Genomic DNA, 18,578 nt, shown 5'->3' on the forward strand with positions numbered 1-18,578 from the left:
AGAAAAGAAGAAGCGTCTGGGGTTACTGAAATGCGACCTCATTAAAACAACGTAGTTTCCGACTATGCAAACGATCCAACCCGCTATCACGTAGCAGTTCCATCGTTTTAATACCAATCTTTAAGTGTTGATCCACTCGCTCACGATAAAATCGATCGGCCATGCCTGGTAACTTCAGCTCCCCATGTAAAGGTTTATCCGATACACATAATAACGTGCCATAGGGAACACGAAAACGAAAACCGTTTGCCGCAATGGTCGCACTTTCCATATCAAGTCCGATAGCGCGACTCTGACTCATACGCTGTACTGGTTCACGATGATCACACAATTCCCAATTACGATTATCAACCGTCATAACAGTCCCTGTACGCATCACACGCTTTAGTTCATAATCACCCAACTGTGTCACTTCTGCAACTGCATTCTCTATCGCTACCTGTACTTCAGCTAGCGGAGGCACAGGCACCCAAAGCGGCAAATCTGCATCAAGCACGTGATCTTCGCGAACATATCCATGCGCCAACACATAATCTCCTAAGCGTTGAGAATTACGGAGCCCAGCACAGTGGCCAAGCATAATCCAAGCATGTGGACGCAGTACAGCAATATGGTCTGTGATTGTTTTAGCATTTGACGGACCAACACCAATATTAACCATCGTAATACCAGAACCATCGGATCGAACCAAATGATAGGCCGGCATCTGCGGCAAACGTGATGGCGCCATACCCTCTGAGGTGCGCACTTCGATATTAGCATTCCATGTCGTAACATTGCCCGGCTCAACAAATGAAGAATACTGGCTGCGGTAAGCACGCTCGTCAGGATCATTCGTAGCGCTCATTAATTGATGGCCTAACTCAACAAATTCATCGATATAGAACTGATAATTTGTGAATAATACGTAGTTCTGAAAGTTTTCAGGCGATGTAGCCGTGTAGTGACGAAGTCGGTGTAATGAATAATCAACCCGTGGACCTGTAAACAAAGCTAGAGGCCGTACATCATCCCCACTATCAGCGTAAGTGCCATTCACGATACTATCGTCCATACTGCGCAGATCAGGCACATCAAATACAGTACGCATAGCACGCAAATGCATTTGGTCAAGCCCTCCCTCCAAATAAACGCCATTTTTATAAGCGAAATGAACGGGAATTAATTCGTTTGAAACACCGATCTCAAAGGAAACACCATGATTAATGGTTAATCGACGCAATTGCTCAACGTAATAGTTAGCAAATAAATCAGGACGGGTGACAGTAGTTTGGTAAGTGCCTGGACCAGACACAAATCCATATGACAACCGTGTATCAAGTTGTGTAATGTCTTCCGTAGTAATTCGAATAAATGGATAGCGCCCAGAAATGCGACGTGTAACATGCGCATCTTCGCCGGAAAACGAATCAAACGCAGCGCGCAGATAGGCCGTATTGGCTTCGTAAATTTTCTTCAAATATTCGACCGCTTCGACCGGATCGGAAATCAATCGTGTTGGATGGACCGGTTCTTTTTCGGACATGTTACCTCAATCTCGTGATTCGTCAGAGGACGAATATTACCGTGTATTCGAAAATATCTAACTTTTTTTACAGTATTGCTGCGCTGTATACACCTGTATGCATATACAGCCCACGTAAAAGCGTTCACTGTTAAAAACACACATGTGAAATCTGAACTGACAATTAACCACCTTGCCATTTCCAATATAAATGTGTACCCACAATAATTTATTTCAATTAATTCAAACGCAATTTATAAAACTCAACTCTTGCTTTCTGAAGCTAGGTAACTCTTAAGCAGACAACCCCCTCAATGGACCGAGGAAACCCCGTCACTATACCATGTAATGTATTATTAGCTATCCCTCAAAAAACGTCTACTATGTATCTACTAATAAGGCGACACTACAATTCGCAAAGGAAACTTGAAGCCATACGTTTAGAAAACTAATGAAAGTATAAATTTTTGCAAGATAATTGATAATCGTTGCTTTCTTTTTTCTTCGTACTGGCCGAAGAAAAAATGAGCACAATCACCAATTACTCGAATAAATGATAAACGGAAATATTCGGTCATATCATCAATGCACCAAATCCTCCACCTGAGCCGCAAATTCTATCGTAGAAATGATTTTTAATTTCTGTCCATTACATTTAAATTTCGAAAGCCTTCATAAAGGTAGTTATCTATTAAATTACAAATACTGGGGAATACTCAGCGTCAAATTCAAAAAAATCAATTTTATCAAAAATAATCAAAGATAATTTTTTAAATACACATTGCATGTGCAAAGATCAAGAATTGCACGCTCCATGCCAAATGAGTGAGCTATTTTTGATATGTAGACTTTATCTAAGACAAAGTGCAAGGAACATCTTTCCCATTTCAAAAAACAGTTTTACCTTCCATACACTTCGATGCTAAATATCATCAAATCAAGACAGATAACAAAGAGAAAACGGGCTATTTACTCTAGCTAGATTTTAAAGATAGATTGCCGTCATTATTCATTTATATAGCACTACGTATCTATAGTTCAACTATGCATTTAATCACGCCCAACAATAGTTGGGTTAACTTGACAGTGAATTGTGCCACTACATTATTTTTCTCGTCTCATGGAAAACCTAAATAAGGCGCTATTTCTTTGGATTAATGCCTCTGCATACAGCAGTCCTAAAGAGATCACTATTGCGATAGGCATTGCAGAGTACTTAATTTTCATCATACCAATTGGGCTCTTAGTACTCTGGCTATTAGGTAGAAAATGTCGTTTGAATGCTGTGCATTGCTTATTGGGACTCCTTCTCGCATTGGCGATCAACAAAATGATTAGCCTCTTTTGGATCGAGGCACGCCCATTTATCTTAGGTGTTGGAACACATTGGCTTCCACACAAGTCAACACCCGCATTCCCAAGTAATCACGGTACTCTTATGTTTTCTTCTGCATTTTTATTGCTAAATACAGCAGAGCGCTTCTCACGAATATTAGGCTGGTTATCAATCCTATGCGCGTTGCCGGTCGCTTGGGCTCGCATTTATCTGGGTGTGCATTGGCCGATTGATATGCTGGGAGCACTAACTGTCGCTGTTGTAGTGGCACTGATCATGCGAACGACCATAACAGGGGAAATCAGCCACATTACATGTGTAATATTAGAGAGAATTTACCGAAAAATACTCGCGGGGCCGATCACTAGAGGTTGGTTACGACCCTAAATAAAATGGAATGTACTACGCGCCAGCGTTCTCCACCATTCTGACAATGACTTTTTTATAAACTCTTACGCAACCAATTAATATTGGTAATCACTCCCTTAGGAAAACGATATTTTTGATGGATTAATTCTTTTTATTGGTAACAAATAGAAGTTGAAAAATTCAAAATCAAAAAATATTAATCGGAAAATAACATCACAAAATTCTGATAGCTTCCGTTAAAATAAAAGCCATACTTTTTATAATCGCCTTTTTTAATCTTTGGATTAGCATGTCTAGCAATCAACAGTTATTCAAGCGAGCTCAGCAAACCATTCCTGGTGGCGTCAATTCTCCGGTCCGCGCCTTCCGTTCAGTTGGTGGGACACCAAGCTTTATTCAGCGAGCACAAGGTCCCTATATGTGGGATGTTGAAGGCACACGCTATATTGATTACATTGGATCCTGGGGGCCAATGATCCTCGGTCATTTACATCCAGAGGTTGTCGAAGCTGTTGAGACAGCATTGCATTCAGGATTCTCATTCGGCGCACCGACTGCTGCCGAAGTACTAATAGCTGAGGAGATCAGTAAACTAATGCCGTCCATCGAGCAAGTACGGCTAGTATCCTCAGGGACGGAAGCTACAATGAGCGCCTTACGCCTAGCACGTGGTTTCACCCAACGCAATAAGATCATCAAGTTTGAAGGTTGTTATCATGGACACGCCGACAGTTTGCTCGTAAAAGCGGGCTCAGGTCTACTAACTTTTGCTGATTCAACGCGTAACGCGCCATCATCAGCTGGCGTGCCAGAAACAGTCACACGTGACACATTGGTATTAGAGTACAACAATGTAGAACAATTGAGAAGTATCTTTGAGAGCGAAGGAAATGAAATTGCAGCGGTAATCGTCGAACCAGTGGCTGGCAATATGAACCTTGTACGCGCCACATCTGATTTCCTAAGAAAAGCACAGGAATTATGTAATACACATGGCTCTATTTTAATTTTTGACGAGGTTATGTGTGGGTTCCGGGTAAGTCTAGGGGGGGCACAAAGTTTATACAACATCACCCCGGATCTAACTTGCCTTGGAAAAATTATTGGTGGTGGCATGCCGGCTGCAGCATTTGGTGGTCGTCGGGATATCATGGCCCATCTCGCGCCACTAGGCGCGGTCTATCAAGCAGGTACGTTATCTGGGAATCCACTTGCCGTCGCTGCAGGTATTGCGACGCTCAGATTGATTCAAGCTCCAGGCTTCCATGAACAACTTAGTTCACAAACTATGAAACTTGTCAATGGACTAACACAAGCAGCACATGCCGCCGGTATTCAGTTTAGTGCGGACAGCGTAGGTGGTATGTTCGGTTTGTATTTCCGCAGCACAGTGCCGACAAGTTTTTCTGAAGTAACAACGAGCAACGTCGCACAGTTCAATAAGTTCTTTCACGCAATGCTCGCTCGAGGCATCTACTTGGCTCCAAGTCCATTCGAAGCCGGCTTCGTATCAGCTACACATGACGATGCAATCCTTGAAGCTACATTCAGCGCAGCTTATGAAGCATTTGCCTCAATTTTGGCGTAATCAACACGAATCCTCATAAAAGTCATTCAGGATTGAATAATAAACAGGATTTTTTCTAATCTACGGTAATCTATAGTAAAAAATTAGAACGTTTTTCTACTCCATGCCCTATTTTTTTCCTAAAACTATCACTATCCACTGCACTTGATTTATGTCGATGGTTGATATTATGTATGTTTTCTACATTACATGTCCCTATGCGGATATGAGCAATTAAAAAAGATGAGGCTGTCCAATTAGATTGAAGACCTAAAAAAATCAGGGGGTGTAACAATTTCATCTCAAACCTAGTAAAACGGGAGGGAGGTCGAATTTTAATCCATGTAGGGAAAATTCTGCCTCATAGGAAAGATTGGAATCTTGTAGCAAAAAATCACCATTCTCTGGAAATCGCTTAATACGCTGTAAAAATAGCTTCTAATAATCTTTTAAAGATTGATAATTTATATCGGAAAACTATTCAAACTTGGAATTAAAACTAGAAAGCATAGAAAAGCTTACCCCCCCACACGACATAGCCCCATCTTTTCGATCAAGATAATAGTTTCGTGCCAGATTCATAAACAATCCAGTATGCTCTTTACATTTTACATAGATAAACGCTCAATCACATAAATACGGTAAGCTTGCTATTTTGGGCGAAGCTAATGCATCGCCGTTGGAATCTCTTATGTTTTCAGATCAAGATTTCGATTTCATGCGCCGCGCACTCTCACTAGCTGAGCAAAGTTTGTGGACGGCATCACCAAATCCACGCGTCGGGTGTGTTATCGTCTCGCAAGGTCGTATTATCGGAGAAGGTTGGACACAACCGCCTGGAAAAGATCACGCAGAAATTCACGCAATTAAGGATGCAAAAGCCAAGGGTTTCAGTGTTTATAATTCCACAGCCTATGTAACCCTCGAACCCTGTAGCCATTTTGGCCGCACACCACCCTGCGCGGATACACTAATAAACTACAGGATTCAACGAGTGATTGCAGCAATGGAAGATCCAAATCCGCAAGTTGCTGGTAGAGGTCTAGCACGCTTGCGTGCAGCAGGAATCCAAGTCCATTGCGGGTTGCTTGAAAAAGAAGCCCACACACTTAACATAGGTTTCGTCTCGCGCATGCTACATGGTCGACCATGGGTACGTATAAAAATAGCCGCCAGTCTCGATGGAAAAACTGCACTACATAACGGTGTAAGTCAATGGATAACAGGTGAAGCAGCCCGTGTCGATGGACATGCATGGCGCGCTCGGTCCTGTGCAATCTTGACCGGCATCGGTACGGTACGCCAGGATGATCCGGCCATGACCGTGCGTGCTGTCAATACCTCTCGCCATCCACTACGAGTTCTCGTTGATAGCCAACTCTCCGTTGCACCCTTTGCCCGTATCCTAGCCGATAGGAATGTACTCGTGGTATGCGCAAATGCCTTACCGAATCGTATAGCATTTTTTCGCTCACTCGGAATCGAATTACTCAATCTGCCAAATGCCGATGGCAAAGTAGATTTACCTAAATTAATTTACATATTAGGCGAACGTCAGGTCAACGAACTACACGTAGAAGCTGGTTTCAAGCTAAGCGGCTCACTATTACGTGAAAAATGCGTCGACGAAATATTGACCTATTTCGCCCCATGCCTATTAGGTGATGCACAGGGTATGTTCAATCTGCAAGCAGTAGCAGAACTCAATTCACGTGTGTCATTGCAAATTCATGATGCCCGGATGATAGGAGATGATCTGCGTATCCTAGCGCGTGTACGTCGTACTTAACACCGTGGCTTCGACCGATATAAAGGAGTATTTTCATGTTTACTGGGATCATTACCGCGGTAGGCCGCATCAATAGTGTCACACAAATCGATAGCAATCCCAACTTTGGCGTTCGCCTAAACGTTTTTGCTCCTGCCCTGGATCTCTCAGATGTGGTCATTGGAGACAGTATCGCAATACAAGGTGCTTGCATGACTGTCATCGCTAAGGATAAAACATCATTCAACGTTGACGTATCGCGTGAAAGTTTATCGAAAACTAAAAAACTCAATAATAACGACGAAGTGAATCTCGAAAAAGCACTTCGCCCACAAGATCGTCTAGGCGGCCATATCGTGGCAGGCCATATCGATGGACTTGGTCGTGTGACTTACTTCTCTACAGTCGGCGAGTCTCACGAATTACATATTCTCGCACCAAAAGGAATAAGCGAGTATCTAACTTATAAAGGATCTATAACGGTTAATGGTGTGAGTTTGACTATCAATCGGATTAATGATCTAGTTTACGGCTGCGAGTTCTCTATTAATATCATTCCCCATACGATGAAAATTACAACTCTCAAATATTTGAAAGTAGGCGACGAGGTCAATCTGGAGATTGACCTCGTCGCCCGCTATGTAGAACGAATGTTATTCTCAACTAAACATCTAGAAACTTCCTCCTATATTAAAAATGAGAGAAAAAAGTAATTTCTATTCTCAGAAGAAATGAAATTCTTCAAGAATTTCTAGATCATATATTTATAGTTTCTGCTTTTCAAAAAGCGGGAGGATATCGAAATCAAATAAGTTGATATACGCTTCTTTTTTTCAAAAGAACTCAAAAAAACTTGGTGTGGCGATCCATTCGAGAGAAACAGATCACGACTAATCAAAGAGAATGCCCCCAAAATCCCCTAGAGAGGGCTCATTATAGTTAGGATTTTGGGTTGGATGTGTCGCGCCAATTAGTCAGTTCAGAAAAAATTTACAAGTCAACTACGATATCAAATATCCTACTTACATTTTGTGTGCTTGATTGTAGAAACGCTATCATTTTACTCATACAATCTATTTACTATCATTAAGATAGCTACTACCCCATCAGTAAGCATCTATTTTCGATGAGATTGCAGACAAGAATCGAACGCTAACTAATACTAGCTTAGCGTAAAATAGAGTCCTTCTAAATTCAGCCATTTGCTATTCCTTATGCTCACTACATCCCTCTCTACTACTGAAGAAATCCTCACTGAGCTCAAGGCCGGTCGGATGGTTATCCTAGTTGACGAGGAAGACCGTGAAAACGAAGGTGACCTGATCATTGCTGCTGAATTCACTACACCTGAATCGATCAACTTCATGGCTAAGTTCGGCCGCGGCCTGATTTGCCTTACCCTCACTGAAGCTCAGTGCAAACGGTTGAATCTCGGGCTAATGACACAGCACAATGGTACTCGATACGGTACTGCCTTTACGCAGTCCATCGAAGCTGCTCAAGGCGTGACAACAGGAATTTCAGCAAATGACCGAGCACACACAGTGCTGACAGCTATAGCTAAAAATGCACGTCCAGAGGATATCGTCCAACCAGGACATGTGTTCCCAATCATCGCTCAGCCTGGTGGAGTTTTAGCGCGTGCGGGACATACAGAAGCTGGATGTGATCTAGCTGGAATAGCCAAACTGCAACCTGCTGCAGTGATATGTGAGGTTATGAACGACGATGGTACCATGGCACGTCTGCCAGAATTGTTAATATTTGCCCAGGAGCACAAGATCAAAATCGGCACTATCATCGATCTGATTGATTACCGACTTCGCAATGAATCAGTAATCGAAATGGTAGCTACACGAGAGATAAAAACAGATCATTACGGTACTTTTCAAGCTAAGCTATACCTCGATAAACTAGGTGGCAGAGAACACATGGCTCTGATCCAGGGTACGCTGCGCTCGCAGAAAGAAATATTGGTGGGTGTACACGAAGCATTTTCGATACTCGACCTACTCGAAAGTAACACAAAAAAAGAATCATGGACTCTCAGTGAGAGCATGAAAGAAATCGCTCGTATAGGTCAAGGTGTCATAATTCTACTCAACTGCACAGACCATGCAAATCATCTTTTTTCACAATTCACAACATTGAACGGATGCGAACCTATAACAACCAAATCTCGCACATGTCGAACAGGTAAATTACGAACACATGGCGCAGGAGTACAAATCCTCCGTGACCTTGGTGTAGGTAAAATACGGCTGATAGAAACACCATTGAAGATTCACAACATAGGTGAGTATGGCTTAGAAATCACAGGTTTTCATCAAAAAACCTAGTGATACAGGCAAATATCATGACATGCGTATTTTCATATCGAAAAATGATAGCCTATACTCGGAACTATAATATAGTTGTAATTGGTTTCATCTATCTAAAGGCATTTTTTGAGAAAATACAGTATGAAAATTAGAGAATTTCAACCAGAACTCAAGGGTAATGGTCTACGCATCGGTATTGTACAATCTCGTTTTAACAACTCTATCTGTCTACAACTACGCGATTCTGCCGTGACCGAACTCAAACGACTCGGTGTCACCGACAAAGACGTAATACTAGTTACAGTTCCAGGTGCACTCGAAATTCCACTTGCACTGCAACGTATGGCTAAATCAAAACAATTTAATGCTCTTATTGCACTAGGCACAGTCATCCGCGGCGAAACATATCACTTTGAGCTAGTGTCCACAGGAAGCGCGACCAACATCACTAATCTAAGCCTCGAATTCAATTTGCCCATTGCAAATGCGGTACTGACAACAGAAAACGAAGAACAAGCGGAAATTCGTGCCAACGAAAAAGGAAGAGACGCAGCCCGTGTAGCAGTAGAAATGGCAAACCTTATCGACAAACTCAACATGATGAGTATTCTTAGTAAAAATACTAAAGAGGAAAACTTGTAATGAAAAGTGCTCGCCGCCGTTCACGCGAATTTGCGATGCAAGGTTTATATCAGTGGCTAATCTCGCATGGTGATGCGAACGATATCAACGCATATTTGTGCACCACTCCAGGCTATGACAAAGCTGATCGTGTCCATCTTAATACTCTCCTCGAAGGTAGTATTAAACAATCTGACAATTTATCAAAACAGCTTCAATCTTATCTAGACCGCCCATATACTGAATTATCACCTGTCGAACATGCTGTACTATTAGTGGGAGCCTACGAGCTGGTTTATCAACCCAATATCCCATATCGTGTGGTTATCAACGAAGCCGTGGAATTAGCAAAAACCTTCGGGGGTATCGATGGCTTCCGCTATGTCAATGGTGTACTAGATAAATTTGCTGCTAATGCTCGCCCAGAAGAAGTCGGTGCCAAACGGAATATCGACTGTAGACACTAAGAATAGAAGCACCTTCCTAGGCTTAGCACAACCACCACCACATAAAGTCGATTAATTTTTTTATTAAGATCAGAACGACTTCGAGATTATTCTTAAAAGAGGAAGAATACCTAACGTGACTAAAATGTACCGTTATATTTCAAATATTTCTCCGTATAGGTCAAGATAGAAATTGATGTGGATTGTGCAATCTACTTGATTGACTCTCCTGCTGATATTAAAAAAAATCTCATCTGCATAATACCGCTTACATAAAAAATCATCTCCTCATCGCGATTCCAGCAGCTGGTATTCTGGTCAAATTGAATGTTTTATCTGTCTAAATTATTCTCCGCAGAAAATAATTCTTGTCAGTGCAAACAGGCAAAAAACTCGCCTACACTTCATAGTTAACCAGGTTACTCTAGCATTCTCCAATGTGATAGTTACAGTATCCATCACTGACATCCAAATCATCGACCGATGATACTTTCTCTCAGAAGAATTAATAAAATCTGACTGAATCTCTAAAAATCCACATAATATAAATCAGTATAATTTCACAAATTTTTCAAAAACTAAGAAAGTTAGTAATATATTTTTTAAAAATATTCATCAAAATTTTATATTTATGAAATATCGTGATCTACGTGATTTCGCTACACGCTTAGAGCACTCCGGTGAACTTCGGCGTATTGAGGTCCCTGTCTCGCCAGTGTTGGAAATGACTGCGCTAACAGATCGCGTCCTCAAATCTGGTGGCCCCGCATTATGGTTCGAGCATCCAACTGACTATGATATCCCTGTATTGGCAAATCTTTTTGGAACACCCAAACGCGTAGCCTTTGGTATGGGTGTTGAAGACAGTGACAATGCTCTTAATTCTCTACGCGATATCGGTCATCTACTCTCAGCGTTGAAGGAACCAGAACCTCCACGTAGCATCAAGGATTCGAGAAAGTTTCTCTCTCTAATCAAAGCCATATGGGATATGGCGCCAAAAAACGTTAGTAGTCCTGTGTGCCAAGAAATTGTCTGGGAAAGTAATGATGTCGATCTCGCCAAGCTACCTATTCAAACTTGCTGGCCAGGTGATGCAGCACCATTAATTACATGGGGGCTCGTCATCACAAAAGGACCATACAAAAAGCGTCAGAATCTTGGTATCTATCGTCAACAGGTCATCAACCATAATCAGGTCATTATGCGTTGGTTAGCTCATCGGGGCGGTGCTCTAGATTTCCGAGAATTTGCATTGGCCAATCCGGGCAAACCATTTCCGATTGCCGTAGCACTTGGAGCCGATCCTGCAACCATGCTTGGCGCAATAACGCCTGTACCTGATACGCTTTCAGAATATCAATTTTCAGGCCTGCTACGTGGTGCTCGCACTGAGCTTGCCAAATGTCTAACACCTGGACTGAACGAATTACGGGTCCCGGCACGTGCTGAAATCGTGCTTGAAGGTTTTATTTATCCATCACAACTACAACCCAATGTCCCTCAGGGAGTTCCTCCTCCATCCGAAGGCGCTACAGCAAATTATGAACATGCACTCGAAGGCCCATATGGTGATCATACTGGTTATTATAATGAGCAAGAATGGTTCCCCGTTTTTACGATCGAGCGCATCACATTACGTCGAAACAGTATCTATCACTCAACCTATACTGGAAAGCCGCCTGACGAACCGGCGATTCTCGGCATCGCACTCAATGAAGTTTTCATTCCCTTACTGCAAAAACAATTTTCAGAGATTACCGATTTTTATCTCCCACCTGAAGGTTGTAGTTACCGGATGGCTATCGTCCAGATAAAAAAAGCTTATCCCGGACACGCAAAACGCATAATGTTCGGTGTCTGGAGCTTCCTTCGGCAGTTTATGTATACAAAATTTATCGTGGTAGTTGATCAAGATGTCAATATTCGTGACTGGAAAGAAGTAATTTGGGCAATCACGACACGCGTCGATCCAAGTCGTGATACGACACTCGTTTCCGAGACCCCAATCGATTATCTTGACTTCGCCTCACCAGTACCTGGACTCGGTTCAAAAATGGGTATTGATGCTACCAATAAATGGCGAGGAGAAACATCGCGAGAATGGGGTATACCCATTGAAATGACACCGGATATCGATATACGGATGGCTACACTCTATAAGCAGTTGAAATTTTAACGTTGTTACCTTACTCTTAAGCTGTCAGTAGAATTTTTCATACCAATTAACTAAACATTCCACCAGATCTAGTACAATTGCTTAGTTTGTTTATCCGTTGTTTTTCAAGTAAAAAAAGTATGTTTTATAGCTGAATTTGTTACAAACTTCTACAAGCATCTAATAAGTCAGGTAGAATCAGGGCATTTTTCGTGGGTAAGGTAAGTTCACCAGTGCCACTCCTCTCCCATCTTAACGAGTGCAGCACAAAATTCTCGCGAAAGTTCGATAAAACCTAAGCAATGCCAGATGAAGTGATCACCATCATACGGTATTACTTTTCTGGCCAGCGTTGACCTCCGTATGCAACGTCCTTCCCAAACAATTTGCCATCCACGGCCGGAGAAAGACTGAATAATGGAAAATAAACTTCTCATGCGTAACATCGGTCCGTTCGCACTGATGTTGACGGGCCTCGGCTCGATTATCGGTTCAGGCTGGCTATTCGGCGCTTGGCAAGCCGCAAAGATTGCTGGTCCAGCAGCTTTGCTGGCTTGGGTAATCGGTGCGGTAATGATTATGACCATCGCACTCACTTATAGCGAGCTCGGTGCCATGTTCCCAGAATCTGGCGGCATGGTGCGGTATTCACGTTATTCACATGGCAGTTTAGTAGGTTTTATAAGCGCCTGGGCTAACTGGATAGCGATTGTATCGGTAATCCCAATTGAAGCAGAAGCCTCCATCCAATATATGAGCACATGGCCCTACGCCTGGGCAGGCCAACTATTCTTAAATGGAGAGCTAACCACTAGCGGAGTCCTACTATCAGCAATTTTGGTAATTGTGTACTTCCTCCTTAATTATTGGGGCGTTAAGTTCTTCGCCAAAGCGAATACAGCCATCACACTTATAAAATTTGCTATTCCTGTAGCAACCATCGCTGCTCTACTCATCGCGAGCTTTAATATCGAGAACTTCACTGCGCCTCAGCTTGGTGGATTTGCACCGAATGGCTGGTCAGCTGTGTTAACAGCAGTAGCAACTAGCGGCATTGTATTTGCGTTCAATGGATTCCAAAGTCCAATCAATCTTGCAGGTGAGGCACGTAATCCAGGCCGCAGCATCCCTTTAGCCGTAATCTGCTCAATTCTACTGGCAACTATAATTTACATTCTACTGCAAATCGCATTCTTGGGAGGTTTATCACCAAACCAATTGGCCAATGGATGGCATATGGTAACTTTTAGCTCACCATTCGCAGAATTGGCTATTGCTCTTGGATTGAATTGGCTTGCTATCGTCCTATATTTTGACGCCTTCTTAAGCCCGAGTGGCACAGGCACAACGTATATGGCAACCACAAGTCGTATGATTTATGCAATGGAGCGTAACGGTACACTACCTGCCATCTTCGGCCGGGTCCACCCTATCTATGGTGTCCCCCGTCAGGCGATGTGGTTCAATCTAGCAGTAGCCCTAGTCTTCATGTTCTTTTTCCGTGGATGGGATTCGCTGGCAGCGGTTATTTCGGTAGCCACAGTAATTTCCTATCTGACTGGCCCGATCAGCGTAATGGCCCTCCGTCTCTCAGCACCAGATCTTCCACGTCCGCTTCGCCTACCAGGCCTCTCTTTGATTGCGCCCTTTGCATTCGTGTGTGCCTCACTGATTCTCTACTGGGCCCGCTGGCCTCTAACGGGAGAGATTATCTTACTTGTAGTAGTGGCACTTCCTGTCTATTTCTACTACATGGCAAAAGCTGGATGGAAGGGGTTTGGACGTGATCTAAAAGCAGCTTGGTGGATGATCGGATACTTGCCAACTCTTGCTCTATGCTCGTATATTGGTAGTCGTGAATTCGGTGGGCTAGGCCTCTTTCCATATGGTTTGGATATGCTGATAGTAGCGTCACTCTCACTAGGATTCTATTATTGGGGTGTTAAAAGCGGATCACATATGTGTCATCACACTGGTGAAAACGAGGTGAATGATGTCGCTAACGTGCCTTCATAATTACTGAGCTGAGTTGACCGACAGTTTTTCATTGTTAAACTAACAAATTCATTCTCTAGTTTTAGCCAGCTAGGCCTATCCCCTAATGGGATAGGCCCATTTTAATTATCGAACAGGTTGCGCGACTCAAGTCGACTAAGAAAACTCTAGAACGGAGTATTCATCAAAAAAAATTACTAAGAGATAGAGATTTTTCGTAAGGTCAGAACCAGAAAATATGCTCACTATGCTACAACTACCGAGCCTTTGAATTAAAATTTCAATAAATGCTTGTACTGTGAAAGTATCGAGCACCTTGAACAACTTCACCTCCAGTTTAATCTCTCTTCCATCGATAATGGCAAATTCAGTGTCAAGATAGAAAATCAACGATAAACCACCTAAATGGAATCACGGCTACAAGCAAAATAGTAAATGGCCTTGGAAACGGCCGCATTCACAACAACGCCAATAACACGATTAAAAGTAAATTTTTCAATGCACTGCTATCCTGACTTTCATCATGAATATGAAGAAAAAATACTTGATTTTACTAACTTCTTCGTCTGTCACTCATCACTTTCCTTGTAAAAATTAAAGGATCTGAACACCATAACTGCGATACGGAATCAGTAAATTTGAATAGACGCAAGATGTCCTAGCACAACTCGTTAGCAAGATTATTGTCACTAATCAAGTAACAAAAAGTTACAGACATGAACAGCAATAATCTCATAATAATGACCCATACAGCATGGTGCTTTTCTGAGTTCGATTCCTGTTAGAAAAGAGATTTTTCAGCAAACGCTACGCTCAAAGTCTATAGAACACGTAATAAGCATAATGAACTACCCTAGGTTAGGCATCTCATTAATCAAAATAGCATTTTCCAAATTTGAAATCTGGATCGAGAATAATCGTTCTTTAGGATATGACTAAAATACACGCTTGACCATCGATAAGCAGCCACTCCGGTAGAATAAGAGATTTAACCAGATATCTGAGTAAATTGCACAAGAAATGCTAGCTTCGAGAAGAAAGTAAGCTTCGATGGTACGAAACCCCGTAGCGATTCGTAATACTGTCAAAAAACAAGAAGACATGTACCGGAACATCAAGCACCACATACCACACGTCGACAAAAAGGCCCTCATAGATAAATACAGCTTACTAAAAGCTTTTTAGCTATTGTTTCGTCTAATTTTTCATTTTTTGGATCATAGTATGGTTTACAACATCACCCTTGTCCCCAGTGGACGTCAATTTCAGACTGAATCCGGCGAACTGGTACTATCTGCTGCCATACGCCATGGCATCAACCTACCTTATGGTTGTAAAAATGGTGGTTGCGGCTCATGCAAAGCCAAGGTTATCGATGGTGAAATAGTGCATAGCACCCACTCTCATGCAGCGCTCACAAACGAAGAAAAAATGGAAGGACTTACTCTGCTGTGCTGCGCACATGCCAAAAGTGATCTAACCATTCAAAGTCGAGAAATTAAAATAGCAGATGATATTCGCATTAAACGCCTACCATGTCGTGTTTCAACCCTTGAACGTGTGGTAGATGACGTAATAGTTATGCGTTTACAGCTACCAGCTAACGAACGATTACAATATCTAGCTGGCCAATATATCGAATTCATCCTTAAGGATGGTCAACGGCGCAGCTACTCTATAGCGACTCCTCCTCACGAAGAAGGTGAATTGGAACTACACCTACGTCATTTTCCTGGCGGACGATTTACGGATTATGTCTTCCAAACGATGAAGGAACGCGAAATTCTTAGATTTGAAGGACCACTTGGTACTTTTTTCCTACGGGAAGAGAGTGAAAAGCCGATTATACTCGTTGCTTCTGGAACAGGTTTCGCACCAATAAAAGCCATAGTCAAGCATACAATTCATAAGCAAATAACTCGCCCGATAACATTCTACTGGGGTGCACATACACGTAAGGACCTTTACCAATATGAACTGGCAAAACAATGGGTGGATGACATGCCAAATTTCCAGTTCGTCCCAGTCCTATCAAACGTCACTCTCGAAGACCACTGGAATGGTCGTACTGGTTTCGTACATCATGCGGTAATGAAAGATCTGCCTGATCTATCGAATTATGAAGTTTATGCTTGCGGTGCTCCTATAATGGTCGACTCCGCTCGACGAGACTTTATCCAAAAAAATGGCTTACCTAAGGAATCATTTTTCGCCGATGCCTTCACAACAGAAGCAGATATCTCCACTAGCCTTACTTATATAAATAAAGTTGAGCCCAACATCAGTTAGAGAATATTCTGATGCTAATCACAATAGCTCGCATTGCTGCACAATACAATATAAATATATCTTTCGACCTATAAATAGAAAATATTTTTACGATCCATGTATGTCTTCGTCTGAAAAAAATTCATTTTTGCAGAGGGAAAGAGATGACTTGATGTATTTTATGAAGAGGAAATCATCAGTTTTCTGAAAGAAACTCATCCTTACTGAACATTGGAGAAATTCTCCTAAAAATTTTTTATATCGCAAAAAAATCTGAATCGTTATTCATCTCATTAACTAAAATGCAAAAATGGTCTCAACGCTTTCGCATTCAGACCATTTTCAAAACTAAAAACTGGCGCGGCTGGCAGGATTCGAACCCACGACCCCTTGGTTCGTAGCCAAGTACTCTATCCAACTGAGCTACAGCCGCGCATTAAAGTGAACATTATCTATAATTCTTACTAGTTACGCAAGCGCTTTTATAAACTTTAACTACTAAAACCTGTCAGTATCCGATACAAAATATGTGCACTTCTAACAAGAACAGGATTGCTACTCTCATCAACGATGTTTAAGAAAAATAAGATATTATTACCATAGGGCTGTATTTTTAGATATTCAATTACCTTGAATAGTGATCTGTAAAATATGTCCATTTTTAGCATCCCGTTAATTTTCGCAGCACATAAGCACTAGCAGCCATACCAAAAGCAGCAGTCACGCACATACTAGATCCAAAACCCGCACAATTCAGCCCTTGAGGTGTCTTAATATTCATAAGTGGACGTTCGACTTGAGGTATTTCTGGATAAATAAGTGGTTCATCTGAATACACTGCAGGCACATTGAATTTAGCTTTTGGGTCCCGCTTAAAACCATACTGTCTGCGAAGCTTTGCACGGACTTTGGATAACAATGGATCCTGAATAGTCCGCACCAAATCATCAATGCGAATACGAGTCGGATCTACCTGCCCACCCGCACCACCTACAGTAATCAATTTTTGTTTGCGTTCCACACACCATGCAATAAGCGCTGTCTTGACATGAACATTATCAATAGCATCGACTATCCAATCATGGCCGGAACCAAGTATAGTATCGAGATTATCGACTTCTACAAAATCTTCAATCTCTATGACTGAACACAATGGATTAATTGCTAGGATACGTTCAGCCATCGCCATCACTTTCGACTTACCGTAATTACCATTCAGAGCGTTATTCTGGCGGTTTGTATTACTTTCCATGACATTATCGAGATCGATCAATGTCAATTTACCAACGGCACTACGTGCCAGAGCTTCGGCGACCCAAGATCCAACACCGCCGATACCAATAATAGCAACATCGGCACACCGCAGAATGCTCAAACCCAACTCACCATAAAGCCTGGCAATACCACCGAAGCGACGCTTAGTATCAAAATCATCAATCTCTTTCATGATAAAAAACCATACCAATATAAAAAACTAGCTAATTATGGCTAAAATGACAAAAAAATTGACCAAACTCAACTGAGTTTTTACAACCTTAATCGTAAGTTCGAATAGCTACGAATGACAAAATTAGTTAGAAAAAAGTAAATCTAACCATAGCTATTATGATGTTTATGACATGAGGATTCACGGTAGAAAAATCTCATGTCCCGGATCAGTCCAACAGCAATACTTTCAAGAGAGAATTTATTACTATTCTCCTGGACAAAAATATTCGAAATATCATGATATTCGACGATCAATTCAATACAATCGCTCACACGATGCAAATACTTCACACAGTGATAACGTCGCCAAGACGTACCACAACTATTTGACATTCCAATTGCATCCGTAGTGCATTGCACTGGCCAGTAGATCACCATCTAACATACCTGAATCACGAATTGAAATGCCAGATGTTTGCAACAAGTTCAAGAGTTCGAAAGAATGGGAATACCTCCTGCCGGCCACAAGTTGACATACAAGAGGTAACGATAGCCGAATCGGCCGCATATGAGGCAAGATAAAGTATATCTCCGGTTTAATCGATTCGATTCAGGCAAATACCACGTAATTGCCATGCTGCAGGCTCAATGACACCTTTTCTTGCTAATTCACGCAAATGCCCTTCTGCAAAATTGGTAGACAAAAAAAGTTTGGAGGAAATTCCAGCTCGTGTTAAAGGAAATCTTGTACGTTCAATGGCTTGATGAACAAGTTTTTAAACTTACTTCTGCCGTGC

12 protein-coding genes, 1 tRNA gene and 1 pseudogene are annotated in these 18,578 nt (G+C 42.0%); 10 read left to right on the forward strand and 4 right to left on the reverse strand.

Annotated features, from left to right (window positions below; all coding sequences use genetic code 11):
* Nucleotides 1-22: 22 nt before the first annotated feature.
* Nucleotides 23-1,525, reverse strand: coding sequence for an AMP nucleosidase (locus BZL35_RS01765; protein ID WP_106182309.1), 1,503 nt, complete (start codon nt 1,523-1,525; stop codon nt 23-25).
* 1,099 nt (nt 1,526-2,624) lie between these two features.
* Between BZL35_RS01765 and BZL35_RS01770 the strand changes: the two genes are divergently transcribed.
* The 10 genes from BZL35_RS01770 to BZL35_RS01820 all read left to right on the forward strand — a co-directional run bounded on the left by BZL35_RS01770 (nt 2,625) and on the right by BZL35_RS01820 (nt 16,374).
* Nucleotides 2,625-3,227, forward strand: a complete 603-nt coding sequence (locus BZL35_RS01770) for a phosphatase PAP2 family protein (protein ID WP_106182311.1) — start codon at nt 2,625-2,627, stop codon at nt 3,225-3,227.
* A gap of 271 nt (nt 3,228-3,498) precedes the next feature.
* The gene (gene hemL / locus BZL35_RS01775) at nt 3,499-4,797 is read left to right on the forward strand and encodes a glutamate-1-semialdehyde 2,1-aminomutase (protein ID WP_106182314.1); all 1,299 of its coding nucleotides are present in this window, start codon (nt 3,499-3,501) and stop codon (nt 4,795-4,797) included.
* Between the two features lie 670 nt (nt 4,798-5,467).
* Nucleotides 5,468-6,565, forward strand: coding sequence for a bifunctional diaminohydroxyphosphoribosylaminopyrimidine deaminase/5-amino-6-(5-phosphoribosylamino)uracil reductase RibD (gene ribD, locus BZL35_RS01780; protein WP_106182317.1), 1,098 nt, complete (start codon nt 5,468-5,470; stop codon nt 6,563-6,565).
* Nucleotides 6,566-6,600: 35 nt separating this feature from the next.
* Nucleotides 6,601-7,257, forward strand: a complete 657-nt coding sequence (locus tag BZL35_RS01785) for a riboflavin synthase (protein WP_106182319.1) — start codon at nt 6,601-6,603, stop codon at nt 7,255-7,257.
* A gap of 501 nt (nt 7,258-7,758) precedes the next feature.
* On the forward strand, nt 7,759-8,883 hold the full coding sequence (gene ribBA, locus BZL35_RS01790; RefSeq protein WP_106182321.1) for a bifunctional 3,4-dihydroxy-2-butanone-4-phosphate synthase/GTP cyclohydrolase II: 1,125 nt from the start codon (nt 7,759-7,761) through the stop codon (nt 8,881-8,883).
* Between the two features lie 123 nt (nt 8,884-9,006).
* Complete coding sequence (gene ribH, locus BZL35_RS01795) at nt 9,007-9,507, forward strand: 6,7-dimethyl-8-ribityllumazine synthase (RefSeq protein ID WP_106182324.1); 501 nt, start codon at nt 9,007-9,009, stop codon at nt 9,505-9,507.
* Nucleotides 9,507-9,953: a transcription antitermination factor NusB gene (gene nusB, locus BZL35_RS01800; RefSeq protein ID WP_106182326.1), complete on the forward strand. Its 447-nt coding sequence runs from the start codon at nt 9,507-9,509 to the stop codon at nt 9,951-9,953. The genes ribH and nusB overlap by 1 nt, the downstream gene beginning before the upstream one ends.
* 610 nt (nt 9,954-10,563) lie before the next feature.
* On the forward strand, nt 10,564-12,111 hold the full coding sequence (locus BZL35_RS01805; protein ID WP_106182328.1) for a UbiD family decarboxylase: 1,548 nt from the start codon (nt 10,564-10,566) through the stop codon (nt 12,109-12,111).
* A gap of 396 nt (nt 12,112-12,507) precedes the next feature.
* Nucleotides 12,508-14,106: an APC family permease gene (locus BZL35_RS01810; RefSeq protein WP_245916321.1), complete on the forward strand. Its 1,599-nt coding sequence runs from the start codon at nt 12,508-12,510 to the stop codon at nt 14,104-14,106.
* 1,203 nt (nt 14,107-15,309) lie between these two features.
* Nucleotides 15,310-16,374, forward strand: a complete 1,065-nt coding sequence (locus BZL35_RS01820; RefSeq protein WP_106182333.1) for a CDP-6-deoxy-delta-3,4-glucoseen reductase — start codon at nt 15,310-15,312, stop codon at nt 16,372-16,374.
* Nucleotides 16,375-16,709: 335 nt separating this feature from the next.
* Here BZL35_RS01820 and BZL35_RS01825 read toward each other — a convergent pair.
* The 3 genes and pseudogenes from BZL35_RS01825 to BZL35_RS05090 all read right to left on the reverse strand — a co-directional run.
* A tRNA-Arg gene (locus BZL35_RS01825) sits at nt 16,710-16,786 on the reverse strand.
* A 228-nt stretch (nt 16,787-17,014) separates the two neighbouring features.
* Entirely contained in the window at nt 17,015-17,800 is a 786-nt protein-coding gene (locus BZL35_RS01830; RefSeq protein WP_106182335.1) for a tRNA threonylcarbamoyladenosine dehydratase, read from the reverse strand.
* A gap of 577 nt (nt 17,801-18,377) precedes the next feature.
* A pseudogene (locus BZL35_RS05090) lies at nt 18,378-18,542 on the reverse strand (LexA family protein); the annotation flags it as partial.
* Nucleotides 18,543-18,578 lie beyond the last annotated feature (36 nt).

This window comes from Candidatus Pandoraea novymonadis (genome assembly GCF_003004665.1).
Lineage (GTDB): Bacteria > Pseudomonadota > Gammaproteobacteria > Burkholderiales > Burkholderiaceae > Pandoraea > Pandoraea novymonadis.